Below are 14,997 nucleotides of genomic sequence, written 5' to 3' on the forward strand. Positions count from 1 at the left end.
CCTTCGCGAAACCTTCGCGTCCTCTGCGTACGGTTCCCGATCCCGTATTCATACCGCCTCCACCTTCTCAAAGGTCTTTCCAGTGCCGAAGTACACCTCCTGCACCTTCGGATGGTCGCGGATCTCCAGCGGCTTGCCCTGCGCGATGAGACGGCCGCGCGCCAGCACGATCATGCGATCGGCGTAGGCGAACACGACGTCCATGCTGTGCTCGGTGAACAGCACCGCCAGGCCGCGCTGGATCACGAGTTCCTTGGTCAGCGCCATCAGCGAATTGCGCTCCTTCGGCGCCATGCCGGCCGTGGGCTCGTCCATGAGCAGCAGCTTGGGGGAGTTGGCCATCGCGATCGCGAGTTCGACGCGCTTCACGTCGCCATACGCGAGTTCGCTGCAAGGCCGGTCGGCCTGCGCCTTCATGCCGACCTGGTCGAGCAGCGCCAGCGCCTCGTCGCGCTTGTGGTCCGACGCGCGGCGCCACATCGCATAGAGCTTGCCGTCGTGCGACAGCAAGGCCATCTGCACGTTCTCTGCCACGGTGAGCGAGGCGAAGGTCTCCGCAATCTGGAAGGTGCGGCCCACGCCGAGCTTCCAGATCGCGCGCGGCTTCTGCCCGACCAGTTCGTGCCCGTCGAACGTGATCGAGCCCTGGTCCGCACGGAGCTGCCCATTGACCATGTTGAAGGTCGTCGACTTGCCCGCACCGTTCGGGCCGATCAGCGCGAGCAGTTCGCCCGCCGCGAGGTCGAAGCTGATGCCGTCCACGGCCTTCACGCCGCCGAAGGACTTGCCGAGGTTGTTGACTTGAAGAAGCGTCATGTGGATTGGCTCCCGCTCGCGCCCGCCGTGGACGGTGGCGCCACAGCCTTGCGCCCTCCGGTGGCCCGTTCGAACAACTGCTTCGCGAAGCCCGCGATGCCCTGCGGGAACAGCAGCACCAGGATCAGGATGATCGCGCCCAGCATCGCGCGCCAGTAGTCCGTGTTGCGCGCCACCGTGTCATGCAACCAGCTGAACGTCACTGCGCCCACCACCGGCCCGGCCAGCGTCTGCACGCCGCCGAGCAGCACCATCACCAGGCCGTCGACCGACTTGTCCACGCTCAGCGTCTCGGGCGAAATGCTGCCCTTGGAGAATGCATACAGCGCGCCCGCCAGGCCCGCCGCCGTGCCCGCGATGACGAAGGCCGTCCACTGCATGCGCTTCACGTCGATGCCGATGGCGTCGGCGCGCAGCACCGAGTCGCGCCCCGCGCGCAGCGCATAGCCGAAGGGCGAGAACAGCACGCGGCGCAGCAGCAGGATGCCGGCCGCCACCAGCACCAGCGTGAGCCAGTAGTAGGCACGCTTGTCCGACAGCCATTCCGATGGCCACACGCCCGTGAGGCCGTTGCTGCCGCCGGTGAACGCATCCCACTGGTAGACGATGGCCCAGGTGATCTGCGCGAAGGCCAGCGTGAGCATCGCGAGGTACACGCCCGACAGCCGCACCGCGAACCAGCCATAGACGAAGGCGCCGATGGCCGCGACCAGCGGCGCGACGACCAGCGCGAGTTCCATCGGCATGCCGCTCGACTTCACGAGCAGCGCCGCGCCATAAGCACCGAGGCCGAAGTACGCCGCATGGCCGAACGAATGCATGCCGGCCGGGCCCATGATGAAGTGCAGGCTGGCGGCGAAGAGCGCGGCCACCAGCAGGTCGATCATCAGCACCGTGGTGTAGGGCGAGTCGGCCGTGACCAGCGGCAGCGCCATCAGCGCGATGCCGAAGGCGGCCATCGCCCACGCATAGCCCTTGCTCGCGCGGCGCAACGGCTCCTCCGCCATGCCCACATAGCGGCTCGGCGCCTGCGGCCGGCCGAACAGGCCCCACGGTCGCCACACGAGCACGATCGCCATCACGACGAAGTCGGCCACCAGCGTGAGCTTGGAGAAGGACACGTCGTAACCCAGGATGTTGACCACCCCGAGCCAGATGCAGACCGCCTTGATTTCCGACAGCAGCAATGCCGCCGCATAAGCGCCCGGGATCGAGCCCATGCCGCCCACCACCACGACCACGAAGGCCGCGCCGATGGTGTTGAGGTCCAGCACCAGCGTCGCCGGCTCGCGCGGCAATTGCAGCGCGCCGCCGAGCCCCGCGAGCGTCGCGCCCAATGCGAACACCGCCGTGAACAACCACGCCTGATTGATGCCCAGCGCGCTCACCATCTCGCGGTCCTGCGTGGCCGCGCGCACCAGCGTGCCCCAGCGCGTGCGGGTCAGCAGCAGCCACAGCAGGCCCAGCACCACCGGCCCGACCACGATCAGGAACAGGTCATAGCTCGGGAACTGCCGCCCCAGGATCTCGACCGAGCCCTTGAAGCCCGGTGCGCGCGGCCCGAGCAGTTCGTCAGGCCCCCAGAGGTACAGCACCGCGTCCTTGATGACCAGCACCAGCGCGAAGGTCGCGAGCAACTGGAACAACTCCGGCGACTTGTAGATGCGGCGCAGCAGCACCATCTCGATCAGCGCGCCCAGCACGCCGACCGCCAGTGCCGCCAGCACCACGCCGGGCCAGTAGCCGACGCCGCCGCCGAACCGGTCGACGATGGTGTACGCCAGGTACACGCCGAGCATGAAGAACGAACCGTGCGCGAAGTTGACGATGCGCGTGACGCCGAAGATCAGCGACAGTCCCGCGCCCACGAGGAACAGCGAGGAAGCCGAGGACAGCCCGGTGAGGAATTGCAGCAGCAGCGACGAGAGACTCATCCGGACTTCCCTTGAGACAGCAAACGATCAGGTCAGACGCGAGGCGTGCGGCCTCGGCTTAGTTGGCGGCGCGAGCCTTCTTGATCTCGGCCGCCGGCGGCTGGAACTTGGCACCGTCGAGGTACACGTAGTCCACCATCACACCCTTGCCGTTGTCGTTCTTCGTCTTTCCGACGAAGGCGCCCATGGTCGACTGGTGGTCTTCGGCGCGGTAGGTGATTCGGCCGAACGGCGTGTCGACAGGCAGCCCCTTGAAGGCTTCGACCAGCTTGGCCGAATCGGTGCTCTTCGCCTTCGCGATGCCGGCCGCGACCGACTTGATCATGCTGTAGCCGACGACCGAGCCGAGGCGCGGATAGTCCTTGTACTTCTCGTGATAGGCCAGGAAGAAGGCCTTGTGCTCGGGCGTCTGGATGCCGTACCACGGGTAGCCGGTCACGATCCAGCCGTTGGGCGAATCGTCCTTCAGCGGGTCGAGGTACTCGGGCTCGCCGGTGAGCACGCTGACGACGGCGCGGTCCTTGAACAGGCCGCGCGTGTTGCCCTCGCGCACGAACTTCGACAGGTCCGCGCCGAACAGCACGTTGAAGATCGCATCGGGCTTGGCATCGGCCAGCGCCTGCGCCACCGCGCCCGCATCGACCTTGCCCAGCGGCGGCGCCTGTTCGGCGACGAACTCGACGTCGGGCTGCGCGGCCTTCAGCAGGTTCTTGAACGCGGCCACGGCCGACTGGCCGTATTCGTAGTTGGGGTACACGATGGCCCAGCGCTTCTTCTTCAGCTTGACCGCCTCGGGCACCAGCATCGCGGCCTGCATGTAGGTGCCGGGGCGCAGGCGGTAGGTGTAGTCGTTGCCGCCCTGCCAGGTCATCTTGTCGGTGAGCGGTTCGCCGGCCAGGAAGAAGATCTTCTTCTGCTTGGCGAAGTCGGCCACGGCCAGGCCGGTGTTCGACAGGAAGGTGCCGGTCAGCACGTCGATCTTCTCGCGCGCCACCAGTTCCTCGGCCACGCGCACGGCGTCGCCGGGGTTGGCGTTGTCGTCGCGCGTGATGAGCTCGACCTTCTTGCCGTCGATGCCGCCCTTGGCATTGATTTCCTCGACCGCCAGTTCCATGCCCTTCTTGTAGGGATCGAGGAAGGCGGGCTGCGCCTTGTAGCTATTGACCTCGCCGATCTTGATGACGCCCTGCGCATGCGCGGGAACGAGGGCGGTGGCCAGCGTCGCGATCGCCGCGGCGGTGAAGGTGTGGCGCAGGGGGTTCATGGAAAGCTCCTTAGGGAATGGAAAGATCTTGAATTCGGACTTGACCGTACGCGAAGGTCGCGAAGATACGCAAAGGACGCGAAAGAAGACAAAGAAAACCCTGAAGATCTTTTCGGTTTTCTTTCGCGTCCTTCGCGAAACCTTCGCGTCCTCTGCGTCCGGATGTCCGCATCTGTATTTGCAGCATTTGACGCGCCTCAGCGCAAGCCATCCTGGCCCTTGATCTCAGACACCTGCAATCCGCCGATGCGCGGCAGCGGGCGGCCGCTGTCGGTGACGGCGACGGCGACGACGATCTCGTTGGCGCGCGGCGCATCGGACACGCGGGCCTCGACCGCATCGAAGTGGCTGCGCACGAACGCAGCGTCCTTGTGGCCGAGCGGTACGTCGATGGCGGTGCCCAGCGTGCCGCGCTTCTTGCTCGACGGCACGAGTGCGGCGCCCTTCTCGACGGCCACGCGCAACGGTGCGCCGAGCTTGGGGTGCAGGATGGCGGCGGCGTGTTCCAGCTCGCCGGCCTCGCCGACGATCGCGGCCTTGCCGTAGCTCTGCGCCTCGCCCGGCGCGATGCCGAGCGCCTTCACGCACTTCTCGCCAAGCAGCGCACCCAGCTCCTCGCCGATGGCAATCAGCTCGTCGAGGTTTTCGGAATAGCGTCCCGCGTAGGGGTTGTCGATCACGGCGATGGCAACGGCACGGCGCGTCGGCGGCTCGATGGCCTTGCCCATCTCGATGCGGGTCTCGTCCACCTGAACGACGAGCTTGCGAATATTGGCTGGCATGTCTGTCCTTACTCTTTCATGTCTTCTTTTGCGACTTCTGCGAAACCTTTGCGACTTCTGCGTTCGGCTGCCCGGATTCGGAGGTTCAACGCAATCCATCCCACTTGCTGATGTTCTCCGCCAGCAGCCCACCGACACGCGCGTGGACGCGATAGCCCGTCGTCATCGCGAGGATGAACACGATCTCGTCGGCCGCCGGCGCGCCGGGCACGCGCACTTCGATCGCGTCGAACTGGCCGCGCACATAGCTTGCATTGATGTTGGTGAGCGGCACGTCGAGCGTGGCGCCGGGCGCCCCGACCTTCTTGGTCGAGGGCACGATCGACAGCGCGTTGCCGGGCTGCCCAGTCTTCTCCTCGACCTTGCCCGCACGGTAGGCGGCGCGATCGCCCTTCCATCCGAGCAGTTCGCGCATCGCGTAGCCGCCCGGCACATGCCACAGCGCGCCGTGTTCCAGTTCGCCGGCGGCGCCGACGATCGCGCCCTTGCCGTAGGTGGCGATCTGCTCGACGCTCACGTCCATTGCGGCCAGCAGCTTGTGCGCCATCTCGACGCCCACCGGGTCGAGCAGGGTCATCATCGGCAGGATGTCGGGCTCGTAGCGGCCGGCGAACGGATTGGTCAGCACGGCACCGATGGCGCCACGCACCAAAGGCGTGTCGGCGCGCGGGCCGAACTCGTGGTGGATCTGCTCGACCTGGGTGAAGACGCGGCGGATTTCGATCATGCGGATTTCATTAAGCAAATACTGAACCAACTGCCATCGCCGGCGCCGATTCAGGCGCTGCGGCAATGGAGCATAAGGGCTCGACGACACGGTGCTGGTTCTGGCAAACCAGCACGGCCGAGAAGATGAGGCCGGCGCGTTGCAGCTCGCGTGCACGTGCCACGCCCGCATCGAGTGCGCGGCGCACCTGCGCGGGCGGCAGGGTGTCCACGCCGACCGTCACCGGGATGTCGCCGAGATCGCTGTCGTCCTTGCATTCGCTGGCCGGCCGGCGATGGATGCCGGCATCGTCGACGTTCACGGCGTTGCCGATGATGGTGGCCGCTGCATCGGCCTGTGCGGCGGTCGCGGCGAGCACCGTCGCGCTGTCGGCGATGCCAAGGGAAAAGCTGCGCCCACGCCAGCCGCTGGTGGCCACGCCACGAACCGGCATGTCGGCCGTGATGTCGAAGTGGCCGTCGACGTCGATGCGGCCCGCGTCGCGCGGATCGAAGCGCGCGATGTCGGCGAACAGCCCGACACGCGCCGACTGTCCTGACGCGAGATGCAATGCAATGTCGCCTCCGTTGTTGAGCCATGCGCGCTCGATGCCGGGGCGTTGATAGAAGGAAATCAGCTCCTGCGCAACCGAGCCGGCCACGGCCGCCATCGGCGTGATGAAGCCTGCACGAAACGGTTCGCACGCACGCCACATCCGGCATGCCGCGACGCCCTTCACCGCGCAGTGCGCACCAACAGGCTGACGCAATGCCGGCAACTCGCCCACGAGTTCGCCCAGCACCGTGCCGAAGCGCTGCCATGCCGCCTCGTGCGCCTCGGCGACGACGTCAGGGGCGCCATGCGCCTCCGCCACGATGTCGATCGGGCCGTGGCTCCAGTGCAAGCGATGGTTGTCGAGCGCGACGCGCAGTGCGTTCATGGCGAGCGGCCTAACCCAGCATCGGCGGCTGCCCGAGCGGCCAAGGGTTGGCCTCGTCGACGGCCAGCCATTGGCGCGAGAGCGGCGCACCATCGTCCTGCCACGCGCCGCGCGCCAGCGCCTGCTCCAGCGGGAACACATGACCGGTATGCCCGCCCAGCGCCGCATAGTCATCCAGCCGCATGCTGAACTCGATCGGCGCGACGATGGCCGGCGTGGGGACGGCGCCGAAGCTGTTGTCCGGCATGCGCATCACATCCACCATCACGGTGATGCCACCGCCCGGCCACACATAGGCCGGCGCGCCGCCGCAGGTCACGTTGACCAGCGCCTTCTTGATCGCTCGTGTCAGCAGCACCGGGTTCTCGCTGACGCCCGCACGCAGGCTGCCGCCAGCGCCGCCGAGGAACAGCACGGTGCACAGCGAGGGCTCGCAGTTCTCGCCAATGCGCTCGACGATGCGGCGCACCTCGGGCGGCATCGGTTGCTCGACCGGCTTGAGCTCGCCGTCGAGCACATACCACTGCGCATGCTCGCCGGTCGTCGACGTCATCAGCAGGCGCAGGCCGGGCTTCGCGACGCCCTCTTCCCAGCCTTCGATGATCGACAGCGGATCGGCGATGTCGGTGCCGCCCCATCCATCGCCCGGATTCGCCACCTGGAAATAGCGCCCCGGCGTGGACTTGCGCCCGCGCATCTCGATGCCCGACTTCGGCATGTCGAGGCAACGGCCGGCCTGGTGCTCGGTCAGCACGCCGGTGATGTGGTCGTCCACCACCACTACCTCGTCGGCCACCCCCGCGAACTGCCGCGCGAAGATGCCGACCGCCGCCGAGCCACAGCCGACGCGCATGCGGTGCTCTTCCACGCCGTTGACGATCGGCGCCTTGCCCGCCTGCACGATGAGAGTGGCACCGCCGTCGATGGTGATGTCCACCGGCTTCTTGTTGCCGAGCAGTTGCATCAGCTCTGCCGTCATCCGGCCTTCCTTCTTGCTGCCACCGGTAAGGTGATGCACGCCGCCGAGCGACAGCATCTGCGAGCCGTATTCCGCCGTGGTCACATGCCCCACCACTTCGCCCTTGTAGCGAACGTTGGCCTGCTCCGCGCCGAGGAAGCGGTCGGTGTCGATCTTGATCTTGAAACTGCAATAGCTGAAGATGCCTTCGGTGACCACGGTGACCATGTCGACGCCGTTCGCCTTCGAGCCGACGATGAAGGGCGCGGGCTTGTAGTCCGGGTAGGTGGTCGACGAGCCGACGCCGGTCACGAACACCTCGTCGGCCAGCAGGAGGTCGCCGTTCCAGTCCGGCTCGCTATCGGCCGGCGCTTCGGCCGCAGGACGCACGAAGGGCACCAGTTCGCCCGTTCCGCCGGTCACCGCGCGACGCAAGAGCACCACCGGATCGACCCGCACCAGCGTGCCCGCCCGGTTGGCGTAGCGGTCGCACGCCCCGGTGCGGCCTTCGGAGATCTGGCACAGCACCGGACAGGCGTTGCACTCGACCTTGGCCGTGCTCATCTTCTCGTTGCGCAGGGGTGCCCGCTCGGGGATGCCGGCGCCGATCACCGGCATGTCCATGCCGGGAAGCCCGTCAGTCTTTGTGTGTTCGGTCATCGTGGAAAATCGCTGGTTTCACCGGCACGGCCCGCGATGGGTGGTGCTTGTGATCGTCTTGCTCTTTGTGTAGCATTCACTCCAATTTGATGTTGTGAACGCTACATCAAACCAATGTAGCAAACGCGACGCCAATGTGCAACGGCGTTTTTACCGAACCAACCTCAAGCCAGCCATGAGCGCCTTCAGCGAAGAAACCGTCCTCACCGTCCATCACTGGACCGACCGCCTGTTCACGTTCACCTGCACGCGCGACCCGGCGCTGCGGTTCTCGAACGGCCACTTCACGATGATCGGCCTGCGTGTCAACAACAAGCCGCTGCTGCGCGCCTACAGCATCGTCAGCGCCAACTACGAGGAGCACCTCGAGTTCCTCAGCATCAAGGTGGAGGAAGGCCCGCTCACCTCCAAGCTCCAGCACATCCAGCCCGGCGACAAGATCATCGTCGGCCGCAAGCCCACCGGCACGCTGCTGATCGACTACTGCCTGCCCGCCAAGCGGCTCTACCTGCTGGGCACCGGCACCGGGCTCGCACCGTTCATGAGCGTGATCCGCGACCCGGAGACGTATGAGAAGTTCGAGCAGGTCATCCTGGTGCACGGCGTGCGCGAGGTCGACGAACTGGCCTACCACGACTTGGTGGTCGACCACTTGCCGGCGCATGAATTCCTGGGCGACCTGGTCAAGAAACAGCTGCTCTACTACCCCACCGTGACGCGCGAGGACTTCCGCAACATGGGCCGCATCACGGAGCTGATCGAGAGCAACAAGATGACCGACGACCTCGGCCTGCCACCGATCAACGTCGCCGAAGACCGCGTGATGCTCTGCGGCAGCCCCGGCATGCTGACGGACCTGAAGCACATGCTGGAATCGCGCGGGTTCAAGGAAGGCAACACCTCGACGCCGGGCGACTTCGTGGTCGAGCGGGCCTTCGCGGAGAAATAAAAGAAAGCGGATTGCCGAACGCAGAAGGAAGACAAAAACTTCGCAGAAGTCGCAAAAGGACTTGCAGATTTCTTTCTGAATTCTTTTGCGTCCTTCGCGAAACCTTCGCGTCCTCTGCGTCCGGACCCCGCATTCATCGACCCATCCATGACCAAGGCCACCAGCACCGTCAACAGCGCCCCGCGCCGCGGCACCGGCGTGCGTGACGCTGCTGCCCAGGCCACGCGCAAGGCCATCCTCAGGGCCGCCACCAAGGTGTTCGCGAAGTACGGCTACGACGGCGGCAGCGTCGAGAAGATCTCGAAGGCGGCCAAGTCGTACGACCGCATGATCTACTACTACTTCGGCAGCAAGGAAGGCCTGTTCATCGCGGTGCTCGAAGGCATCTACCGCGAGATGGACGAGGCCGAGTCGGCGATCCGGCTCGACGCCGACCGGCCCGTCGAAACGCTCACCGAGGTGATCCGTTTCGTGCACGGCTACTACCGCAAGAACCCCGAGTTCGTCACGCTGCTCAACACCGAGAACCTGCACAAGGGCCGGCACATCGCAAAGTCGTTGCGCGCCGGCGAATACTCGTCGCATGCGATCGCCGTGATCCACGAGGTGCTGGCCAGCGGCATTGCGAAGGGCATCTTCCGCGGCGACGTCGCGGCACGCGAGGTGTACCTGCTGATCGCATCGACCGGTTACTTCTACATGTCGAACCGGCACACGCTGACGGCCTTCCTCGGCGAGCCGCTGGAGACGGCGGAAGCGGTCAAGCGCTGGGAAGACTTCGCGGTCGAGACGGTGTTGCGCGCGGTCAGCGCGAGCACCTCCATTGCTTCCATGGCACACGCCTGACAACCACCGAGGAACCCCAAATGCCCGTCGAACTCTGGCTTGCCTTCGTCGCCGCATCGGCAGTGCTGCTGGTGATTCCGGGGCCGACGATCCTCACGGTGATCAGCTACTCGATGGCGCATGGCCGCCGTGCCAACGTGCCGCTGGTCGCGGCGGTGGCGCTGGGCGACTCGACGGCGTTGGTGCTGTCCCTGCTCGGCCTCGGCGCACTGCTGTCGGCCTCGGCCTTCTGGTTCACGGTGATCAAGTGGGCCGGCGGGCTGTACCTGCTGTACCTCGGCATCAAGATGCTGCGCGCAGGTGTCTCGTCCGCCGAGATGGTCGCGCCGGCCGCGCCGCATTCGCGCTGGCGCCTGTTCGCCAACACCTGGCTGGTCACCGCGCTGAATCCGAAGGGCATCATCTTCTTCGTCGCCTTCCTGCCGCAGTTCATCAGCCCGGCGCGGCCTGTGGGACAACAGATGTGGGTGCTGGCAATCACCTTCGTCGCGATGGCCACGCTCAACGCCACCTTGTATGCGGTGTTCGCGGCGTCGGCGCGCAAGCTGCTCGCTTCGCCACGGGCGCAACGGCGCTTCAACTTGGCGGGCGGCTCGCTGCTCTCCGGGGCGGGCATCTGGGCGCTGCTTGCGAAGCGGCCGGCGTAGGCGACAGACAAGAACGAGATTCACAACCCACGAGGACAGTCCCATGGCAGAAGCAGTTGCAGGCGCGAAATCCGGCAAGGTCGTCATCCAGAACATCGGGCTGCTGCTCTCGGGCGACATCGACAAGCCCATCCTCGACGCCGACACCATCGTCGTGAACGACGGCGTCATCGTCGCGGTCGGCAAGCTCAAGGATTGCGACGTCGAGGGCGCGAAGACCGTCATCGACTGCAAGAAGACCTGCGTCGCGCCCGGCCTCATCGACAGCCACGTGCACCCGGTGTTCGGCGACTGGACGCCGCGCCAGGGCCAGATCGGCTGGATCGATTCGACGATGAACGGCGGCGTGACCACGATGATCTCGGCCGGCGAGGTGCACCTGCCCGGCCGGCCCAAGGACATCGTCGGCCTGAAGGCGCTGGCCATCACCGCGCAACGCGCCTTCGACAACTTCCGCCCCGGCGGCGTGAAGGTGCTGGCCGGCGCGCCGGTGATCGAGAAAGGCATGGTCGAGAGCGACTTCAGGGAACTGGCGGAGGCCGGCGTGGGGCTGCTGGGCGAAGTGGGCCTGGGCTCGGTCAAGGCCGGCTACGAGGCGAAGGAGATGGTTGCCTGGGCGCGCAAGTACGGCATCCAGAGCACGATCCACACGGGCGGCCCGTCGATCCCGGGCTCGGGCCTGATCGACAAGGACGTGGTGCTCGAAGCCGACGCCGACATCATCGGCCACATCAACGGCGGCCACACCTCGCTGCCGGAGGCGCATGTGTGCGAGCTCTGCGAGAAGTCGTCACGCGCGATCGAGATCGTGCACAACGGCAATGAGAGGGTGGCCATCGCCGCCGCCAAGGCGGCGCTGGAACTCAAGTGCCCGCACCGCGTGATCCTCGGCACCGACGGGCCGGCCGGCTCGGGCGTTCAGCCGCTCGGCATCCTGCGCATGGTGGCGATGCTGTCGTCGATTGCGAACATCCCGGCGGAGCTGGTGTTCTGCTTCGCGACCGGCAACACGGCGCGCATCCGCAAACTCAACTGCGGGCTGATCGAGGTCGGCCGCGATGCCGATTTCGTCTTCATGGACCGCGCGCAGCATTCGCCCGCGGCCGGCCTGCTCGAGAGCGTGCAGCTCGGCGACATCCCGGGCGTGGGCATGGTGATGATCGATGGCATCGTGCGCTGCGGGCGGAGTCGCAATACGCCGCCTGCCACTGAGATCCCAGTGGTCGTCTCAGGGGCTCACTGAATACGGACATCCGTACGCAGAGGACGCGAAGGTTCCGCATTCAATGCGCTACCGGTGCGCCTTGAACACCAGATACCGTGCCGACAGGAAGTTGACCGTGAGCCCCGACAAGCTGCCCAGCGCCACACCCAGCGCCGCCACCCACACGCCCTCCAGCCAATGCAGGGTCAGCACATACACCGTGTAGTTGACCGCCGCGCCGCCCAGCATCGCCATGAGGTAGCCCAAGTACTCACGCAGCAGGGACGCGTGCCGCGCGGCATCCGCGAAGGCGTAGTTGCGGTTCACCAGCCATGTCGTCGTGGCCGCCGCAAGGAAGGACAGCACGCGCGCCGCATACCAGCCGAACAGCGGCGCCAGCACGTACAGCACCACCACGTCGACCACCAGCCCCAGCACGCCCGCGACGACGAACCAGGCAAAGCTGCGCGCCCTCTTCATGGACGGCGGACGGGGTCGCGTGCGTTGCCTTGCGCGACCGACAGCACCCCGGGGATGACCAGGTAGCGCAGCCGCTTGGCCTCCTGCCGGCCCACAGTCACGGTGTTCAGCACGATGCCGCACACCAGCGACAGCATCGCGCCCAGCATGATGCCGGTGACCAGCACGGCGGTGGGTAGCCGCGGCACCAGGCCGGTTTCCAGGTAAGTGAGCACCAACGGCTCGACCAGCACCAGCGACAGCAGGAACAAGGCCGTGGCCACCAGGGAGAAGAAATCCAGCGGCCGCTCGCTGATGAAAAGGCGCGTGATGGTGCGCATGATCCGCCAGCCGTCGCGGTAGGTGGATAGCTTGCTTTCCGACCCCTCCGGCCGCGCGAGGTAGCGGCAGGGCATCTCGGCATAGGGCATGCGCAATTCCAGCGCGTGCACGGTCAGTTCGGTCTCGATCTCGAAGCCCTTGGCGAGCGCCGGGAACGATTTGGCATAGCGGCGCGAGAACACCCGGTAGCCCGAGAGCATGTCGGTAAAGCCGCTGCCGAAGAGCCACGCGACCGAGCCGGTCAGCACCCGGTTGCCGAAGCGATGGCCGCGGCGGTAGGTCTGCCCTTCCTGCGGGTCCTCCACGCGCGTGCCCACGACCATGTCGAGGTTGCCGGCTACCAACATGTCGACCATCTGCCGCACGTTGCTCAGGTCGTAGGTGGCGTCGCCGTCGACCATCACGTACACGTCTGCCTCGACGTCGGCGAACATCCGCCGCGCCACGTTGCCCTTGCCGCGCAGGGCCACGTGCGTGACGTGAGCGCCCGCCTCCGTCGCAACCGTCGCCGTGTCGTCGCTGGAGTTGTTGTCGAAGACGTGGATCTCGGCCTCGGGAAGCAGCGCGCGGAAATCGGCCACGACCTTTCCGATCGCCAGCGCCTCGTTGTAGCAAGGGATGACGGCGGCCACACGAAGTGCAGGCAATGCAGCAGGCTTGCTGGCGGAAGACTCGGTCATGGCTCGATGGGAAGGATGCGGTAGGCCCTGACGCCGTCCTTTTCGAGGATCAGGCGGAAGTAGCGGTCGAAATCGGGTTGGGTGTGAATGTAAGGCGCAAGCGCCGTCTTGATGACGATGCTGCCGAAATCCTGCGCACGCAGTTTGCGCGCCAGTTGGGCCGGCGGCAGCATGATGAAGTCGGCATAGCGCCAGGGTCCGAACACGTCGCCATACATCAGGTCCGGCCCGAAGTAGAGCGAATCGTTCAGCATGACCTGGTAGGTCTTGCCTTCGACCGGATGCTCGCGCAGATGGTGCAGCACCTCGTAGCCGGCGACGCGGCGCCTGAAGAACTCCTCGCGGCTTTCAGGCGTGGGCGAGATCTCGCGGATGTTGCGCGCGGAGTGATAGACGCAGGCAGCGCCCAGCAGCAGGATGGCCACGACGCCGATCGCCTTGCCCAGCGTGGTCTCCCGCCCGCCAGGCGGCAGGCTGGCAAGGTCCGCCGCGCCCGCGCCGCGCTTGCGCCAGGCATTGCGGATCCACAGGCCAAGCTGATGCCAGCCGACCGCCGCCATCAACGCGATCAACGGCAGCGCCGGCGTGAGGTAGCGCGGGTAGCGCGAGGTCACGGCCCACACCAGCAGCGACCAGCCGCAGAACAGCATGGCGCCACGCGCGGCGCGCGATCGCCGCACCACCTCGCCGAAGGGCGCGAGCAGCACGGCCCACAACACGCCGTTGGGCGGGTTCGAATGGTTCTCCTGCACGTCGACGAGCTGATGCTGGTAGTCGGCCTCGTTCCAGTTGGTGAAGCCGAAGAGATGCGCGCCCAGGGGATTGAAGGGGTCGCCCGTCATCAGCGCGTTGCGCGCGTACCAGTAGATGCACGGCAACAGGAAGCAGCCTATGGCCAGCAGCCACACCTGCGGCCGGCGCTCGCGCACCAGCACGATCAGGCCCACCAGCGGGAGGAAAGTCAGCGCCTGGTACTTGGAACCCGCCGCCAGACCGAGGAAGAAGGCGCAGAGCGCGAGCCAGCGCACCCCGCGGTCCGGCGCCTCGGCATCGTCGAAATTGCGCCACCACCACCACAGCGCGACGAAGGCCACCAGCACGAACAGCGACACGGCCATGTCGATGTAGGCGTTGTCGTACTGCCCCATGAACAGCCAGATCGCGGCGCCCATGCAGGCGACGACCCGGCTCGCGTACATCACCCCCAGCCGGTAGATCACCAGCACCGAAAGCCAGCCCGCCAGCGCATGCACCAGGTGCGGGAACACGTCGTCATAGACCTGCAACACGGCCGCGTAGAGCAGGTCGTAGTTGTACGGGAACCAGGGATAGCGCAGCCAGTCGTAGACGCCCAGCCGCCCGCTTTCCGCGACCTGCCGCGCATAGGGCAGGTGGTACATGATTTCGTCGTAGGTCACCGGCGGCGCGAGCGGCGCCGACAGCGTGGGCACCAGCGCGAGGAGGAGCCCGACCAGTGCGTAGCGGTCCACCCACGTGACCACGGGCGGCGCGGCAAAGGTCTGCCTGCGCCATCCGCGCCACTGCAAGAGGGCAGCGATCACCCCGGCCGCGACAAGTCCCAGCACCGGCGCCCGCTGCAATGCGCCCACCAGCCCGAGCGCCTGCATCGCCACCACGAAGAGGCCCAGGCCCAGCGAGGTCGCCATGCCCCATTCGAGCCAGCGATCACGCTGCGCCGGTTCAGCCAGGCGTGCAAGGACGGCCTGGCCCAGGCCCCAGCAGGCCGCGACGATGACGGCGAGCGCAGCGTAGTGCGTCGCCGCGAATATCAGCTTCAGAATGTCGGTTC

The 14,997-nt window shown here is 66.5% G+C and carries 14 protein-coding genes; 4 read left to right on the forward strand and 10 right to left on the reverse strand.

The window, feature by feature from the left end; translation table 11 throughout:
- Nucleotides 1-48: 48 nt before the first annotated feature.
- The 7 genes from HB681_RS09505 to HB681_RS09535 all read right to left on the reverse strand — a co-directional run bounded on the left by HB681_RS09505 (nt 49) and on the right by HB681_RS09535 (nt 8,060).
- Nucleotides 49-816 (reverse strand): ABC transporter ATP-binding protein, encoded by a 768-nt coding sequence (locus HB681_RS09505; RefSeq protein ID WP_213954551.1) that lies wholly within the window; start codon nt 814-816, stop codon nt 49-51.
- Nucleotides 813-2,750: an ABC transporter permease gene (locus HB681_RS09510; protein ID WP_213954552.1), complete on the reverse strand. Its 1,938-nt coding sequence runs from the start codon at nt 2,748-2,750 to the stop codon at nt 813-815. The genes HB681_RS09505 and HB681_RS09510 overlap by 4 nt, the downstream gene beginning before the upstream one ends.
- Nucleotides 2,751-2,808: 58 nt before the next feature.
- A complete protein-coding gene (locus tag HB681_RS09515) occupies nt 2,809-4,014 on the reverse strand; it encodes an ABC transporter substrate-binding protein (protein ID WP_213954553.1) in 1,206 nt (401 codons plus the stop codon).
- 197 nt (nt 4,015-4,211) lie between these two features.
- Nucleotides 4,212-4,796: an amino acid synthesis family protein gene (locus tag HB681_RS09520; RefSeq protein WP_213954554.1), complete on the reverse strand. Its 585-nt coding sequence runs from the start codon at nt 4,794-4,796 to the stop codon at nt 4,212-4,214.
- An 85-nt stretch (nt 4,797-4,881) separates the two neighbouring features.
- Nucleotides 4,882-5,523, reverse strand: coding sequence for an amino acid synthesis family protein (locus HB681_RS09525; protein WP_213954555.1), 642 nt, complete (start codon nt 5,521-5,523; stop codon nt 4,882-4,884).
- 10 nt (nt 5,524-5,533) lie between these two features.
- The gene (locus tag HB681_RS09530; protein ID WP_213954556.1) at nt 5,534-6,442 is read right to left on the reverse strand and encodes a UPF0280 family protein; all 909 of its coding nucleotides are present in this window, start codon (nt 6,440-6,442) and stop codon (nt 5,534-5,536) included.
- A 10-nt stretch (nt 6,443-6,452) separates the two neighbouring features.
- Complete coding sequence (locus HB681_RS09535) at nt 6,453-8,060, reverse strand: 6-hydroxynicotinate reductase (protein ID WP_213954557.1); 1,608 nt, start codon at nt 8,058-8,060, stop codon at nt 6,453-6,455.
- 175 nt (nt 8,061-8,235) lie between these two features.
- Between HB681_RS09535 and HB681_RS09540 the strand changes: the two genes are divergently transcribed.
- The 4 genes from HB681_RS09540 (at nt 8,236) to HB681_RS09555 (ending at nt 11,745) form a co-directional block, all read left to right on the forward strand.
- Entirely contained in the window at nt 8,236-9,009 is a 774-nt protein-coding gene (locus tag HB681_RS09540; protein ID WP_213954558.1) for a ferredoxin--NADP reductase, read from the forward strand.
- A 147-nt stretch (nt 9,010-9,156) separates the two neighbouring features.
- Nucleotides 9,157-9,855: a TetR family transcriptional regulator gene (locus HB681_RS09545; protein ID WP_213954559.1), complete on the forward strand. Its 699-nt coding sequence runs from the start codon at nt 9,157-9,159 to the stop codon at nt 9,853-9,855.
- Between the two features lie 20 nt (nt 9,856-9,875).
- Nucleotides 9,876-10,502: a LysE family translocator gene (locus tag HB681_RS09550; protein ID WP_213954560.1), complete on the forward strand. Its 627-nt coding sequence runs from the start codon at nt 9,876-9,878 to the stop codon at nt 10,500-10,502.
- 43 nt (nt 10,503-10,545) lie between these two features.
- Nucleotides 10,546-11,745 carry an amidohydrolase family protein gene (locus HB681_RS09555; RefSeq protein WP_213954561.1) on the forward strand — a complete coding sequence of 400 codons (1,200 nt, stop codon included), beginning with the start codon at nt 10,546-10,548 and terminating at the stop codon, nt 11,743-11,745.
- Between the two features lie 48 nt (nt 11,746-11,793).
- Here HB681_RS09555 and HB681_RS09560 read toward each other — a convergent pair whose 3' ends face one another.
- From HB681_RS09560 to HB681_RS09570, 3 genes are read right to left on the reverse strand one after another with little or no spacing between them, the layout of a single operon-like run.
- On the reverse strand, nt 11,794-12,186 hold the full coding sequence (locus HB681_RS09560; protein ID WP_213954562.1) for a GtrA family protein: 393 nt from the start codon (nt 12,184-12,186) through the stop codon (nt 11,794-11,796).
- On the reverse strand, nt 12,183-13,187 hold the full coding sequence (locus HB681_RS09565) for a glycosyltransferase family 2 protein (protein ID WP_213954563.1): 1,005 nt from the start codon (nt 13,185-13,187) through the stop codon (nt 12,183-12,185). The genes HB681_RS09560 and HB681_RS09565 overlap by 4 nt, the downstream gene beginning before the upstream one ends.
- Nucleotides 13,184-14,854 carry a hypothetical protein gene (locus HB681_RS09570; RefSeq protein ID WP_256734872.1) on the reverse strand — a complete coding sequence of 557 codons (1,671 nt, stop codon included), beginning with the start codon at nt 14,852-14,854 and terminating at the stop codon, nt 13,184-13,186. Before HB681_RS09570 ends, HB681_RS09565 begins: the two co-directional genes overlap by 4 nt.
- Nucleotides 14,855-14,997 lie beyond the last annotated feature (143 nt).

This window comes from Variovorax sp. dw_954, from assembly GCF_018449755.1.
Taxonomy (GTDB): Bacteria; Pseudomonadota; Gammaproteobacteria; order Burkholderiales; family Burkholderiaceae_C; genus Variovorax.

What these genes read in the sequence shown, in the direction of transcription:
- HB681_RS09505 (WP_213954551.1), bottom strand. Translation starts at nt 816, where the DNA reads ATGACGCTTCTTCAAGTCAACAACCTCGGCAAGTCCTTCGGCGGCGTG.
- HB681_RS09510 (WP_213954552.1), bottom strand. Translation starts at nt 2,750, where the DNA reads ATGAGTCTCTCGTCGCTGCTGCTGCAATTCCTCACCGGGCTGTCCTCG.
- HB681_RS09515 (WP_213954553.1), bottom strand. Translation starts at nt 4,014, where the DNA reads ATGAACCCCCTGCGCCACACCTTCACCGCCGCGGCGATCGCGACGCTG.
- HB681_RS09520 (WP_213954554.1), bottom strand. Translation starts at nt 4,796, where the DNA reads ATGCCAGCCAATATTCGCAAGCTCGTCGTTCAGGTGGACGAGACCCGC.
- HB681_RS09525 (WP_213954555.1), bottom strand. Translation starts at nt 5,523, where the DNA reads ATGATCGAAATCCGCCGCGTCTTCACCCAGGTCGAGCAGATCCACCAC.
- HB681_RS09530 (WP_213954556.1), bottom strand. Translation starts at nt 6,442, where the DNA reads ATGAACGCACTGCGCGTCGCGCTCGACAACCATCGCTTGCACTGGAGC.
- HB681_RS09535 (WP_213954557.1), bottom strand. Translation starts at nt 8,060, where the DNA reads ATGACCGAACACACAAAGACTGACGGGCTTCCCGGCATGGACATGCCG.
- HB681_RS09540 (WP_213954558.1), top strand. Translation starts at nt 8,236, where the DNA reads ATGAGCGCCTTCAGCGAAGAAACCGTCCTCACCGTCCATCACTGGACC.
- HB681_RS09545 (WP_213954559.1), top strand. Translation starts at nt 9,157, where the DNA reads ATGACCAAGGCCACCAGCACCGTCAACAGCGCCCCGCGCCGCGGCACC.
- HB681_RS09550 (WP_213954560.1), top strand. Translation starts at nt 9,876, where the DNA reads ATGCCCGTCGAACTCTGGCTTGCCTTCGTCGCCGCATCGGCAGTGCTG.
- HB681_RS09555 (WP_213954561.1), top strand. Translation starts at nt 10,546, where the DNA reads ATGGCAGAAGCAGTTGCAGGCGCGAAATCCGGCAAGGTCGTCATCCAG.
- HB681_RS09560 (WP_213954562.1), bottom strand. Translation starts at nt 12,186, where the DNA reads ATGAAGAGGGCGCGCAGCTTTGCCTGGTTCGTCGTCGCGGGCGTGCTG.
- HB681_RS09565 (WP_213954563.1), bottom strand. Translation starts at nt 13,187, where the DNA reads ATGACCGAGTCTTCCGCCAGCAAGCCTGCTGCATTGCCTGCACTTCGT.
- HB681_RS09570 (WP_256734872.1), bottom strand. Translation starts at nt 14,854, where the DNA reads ATGGCGACCTCGCTGGGCCTGGGCCTCTTCGTGGTGGCGATGCAGGCG.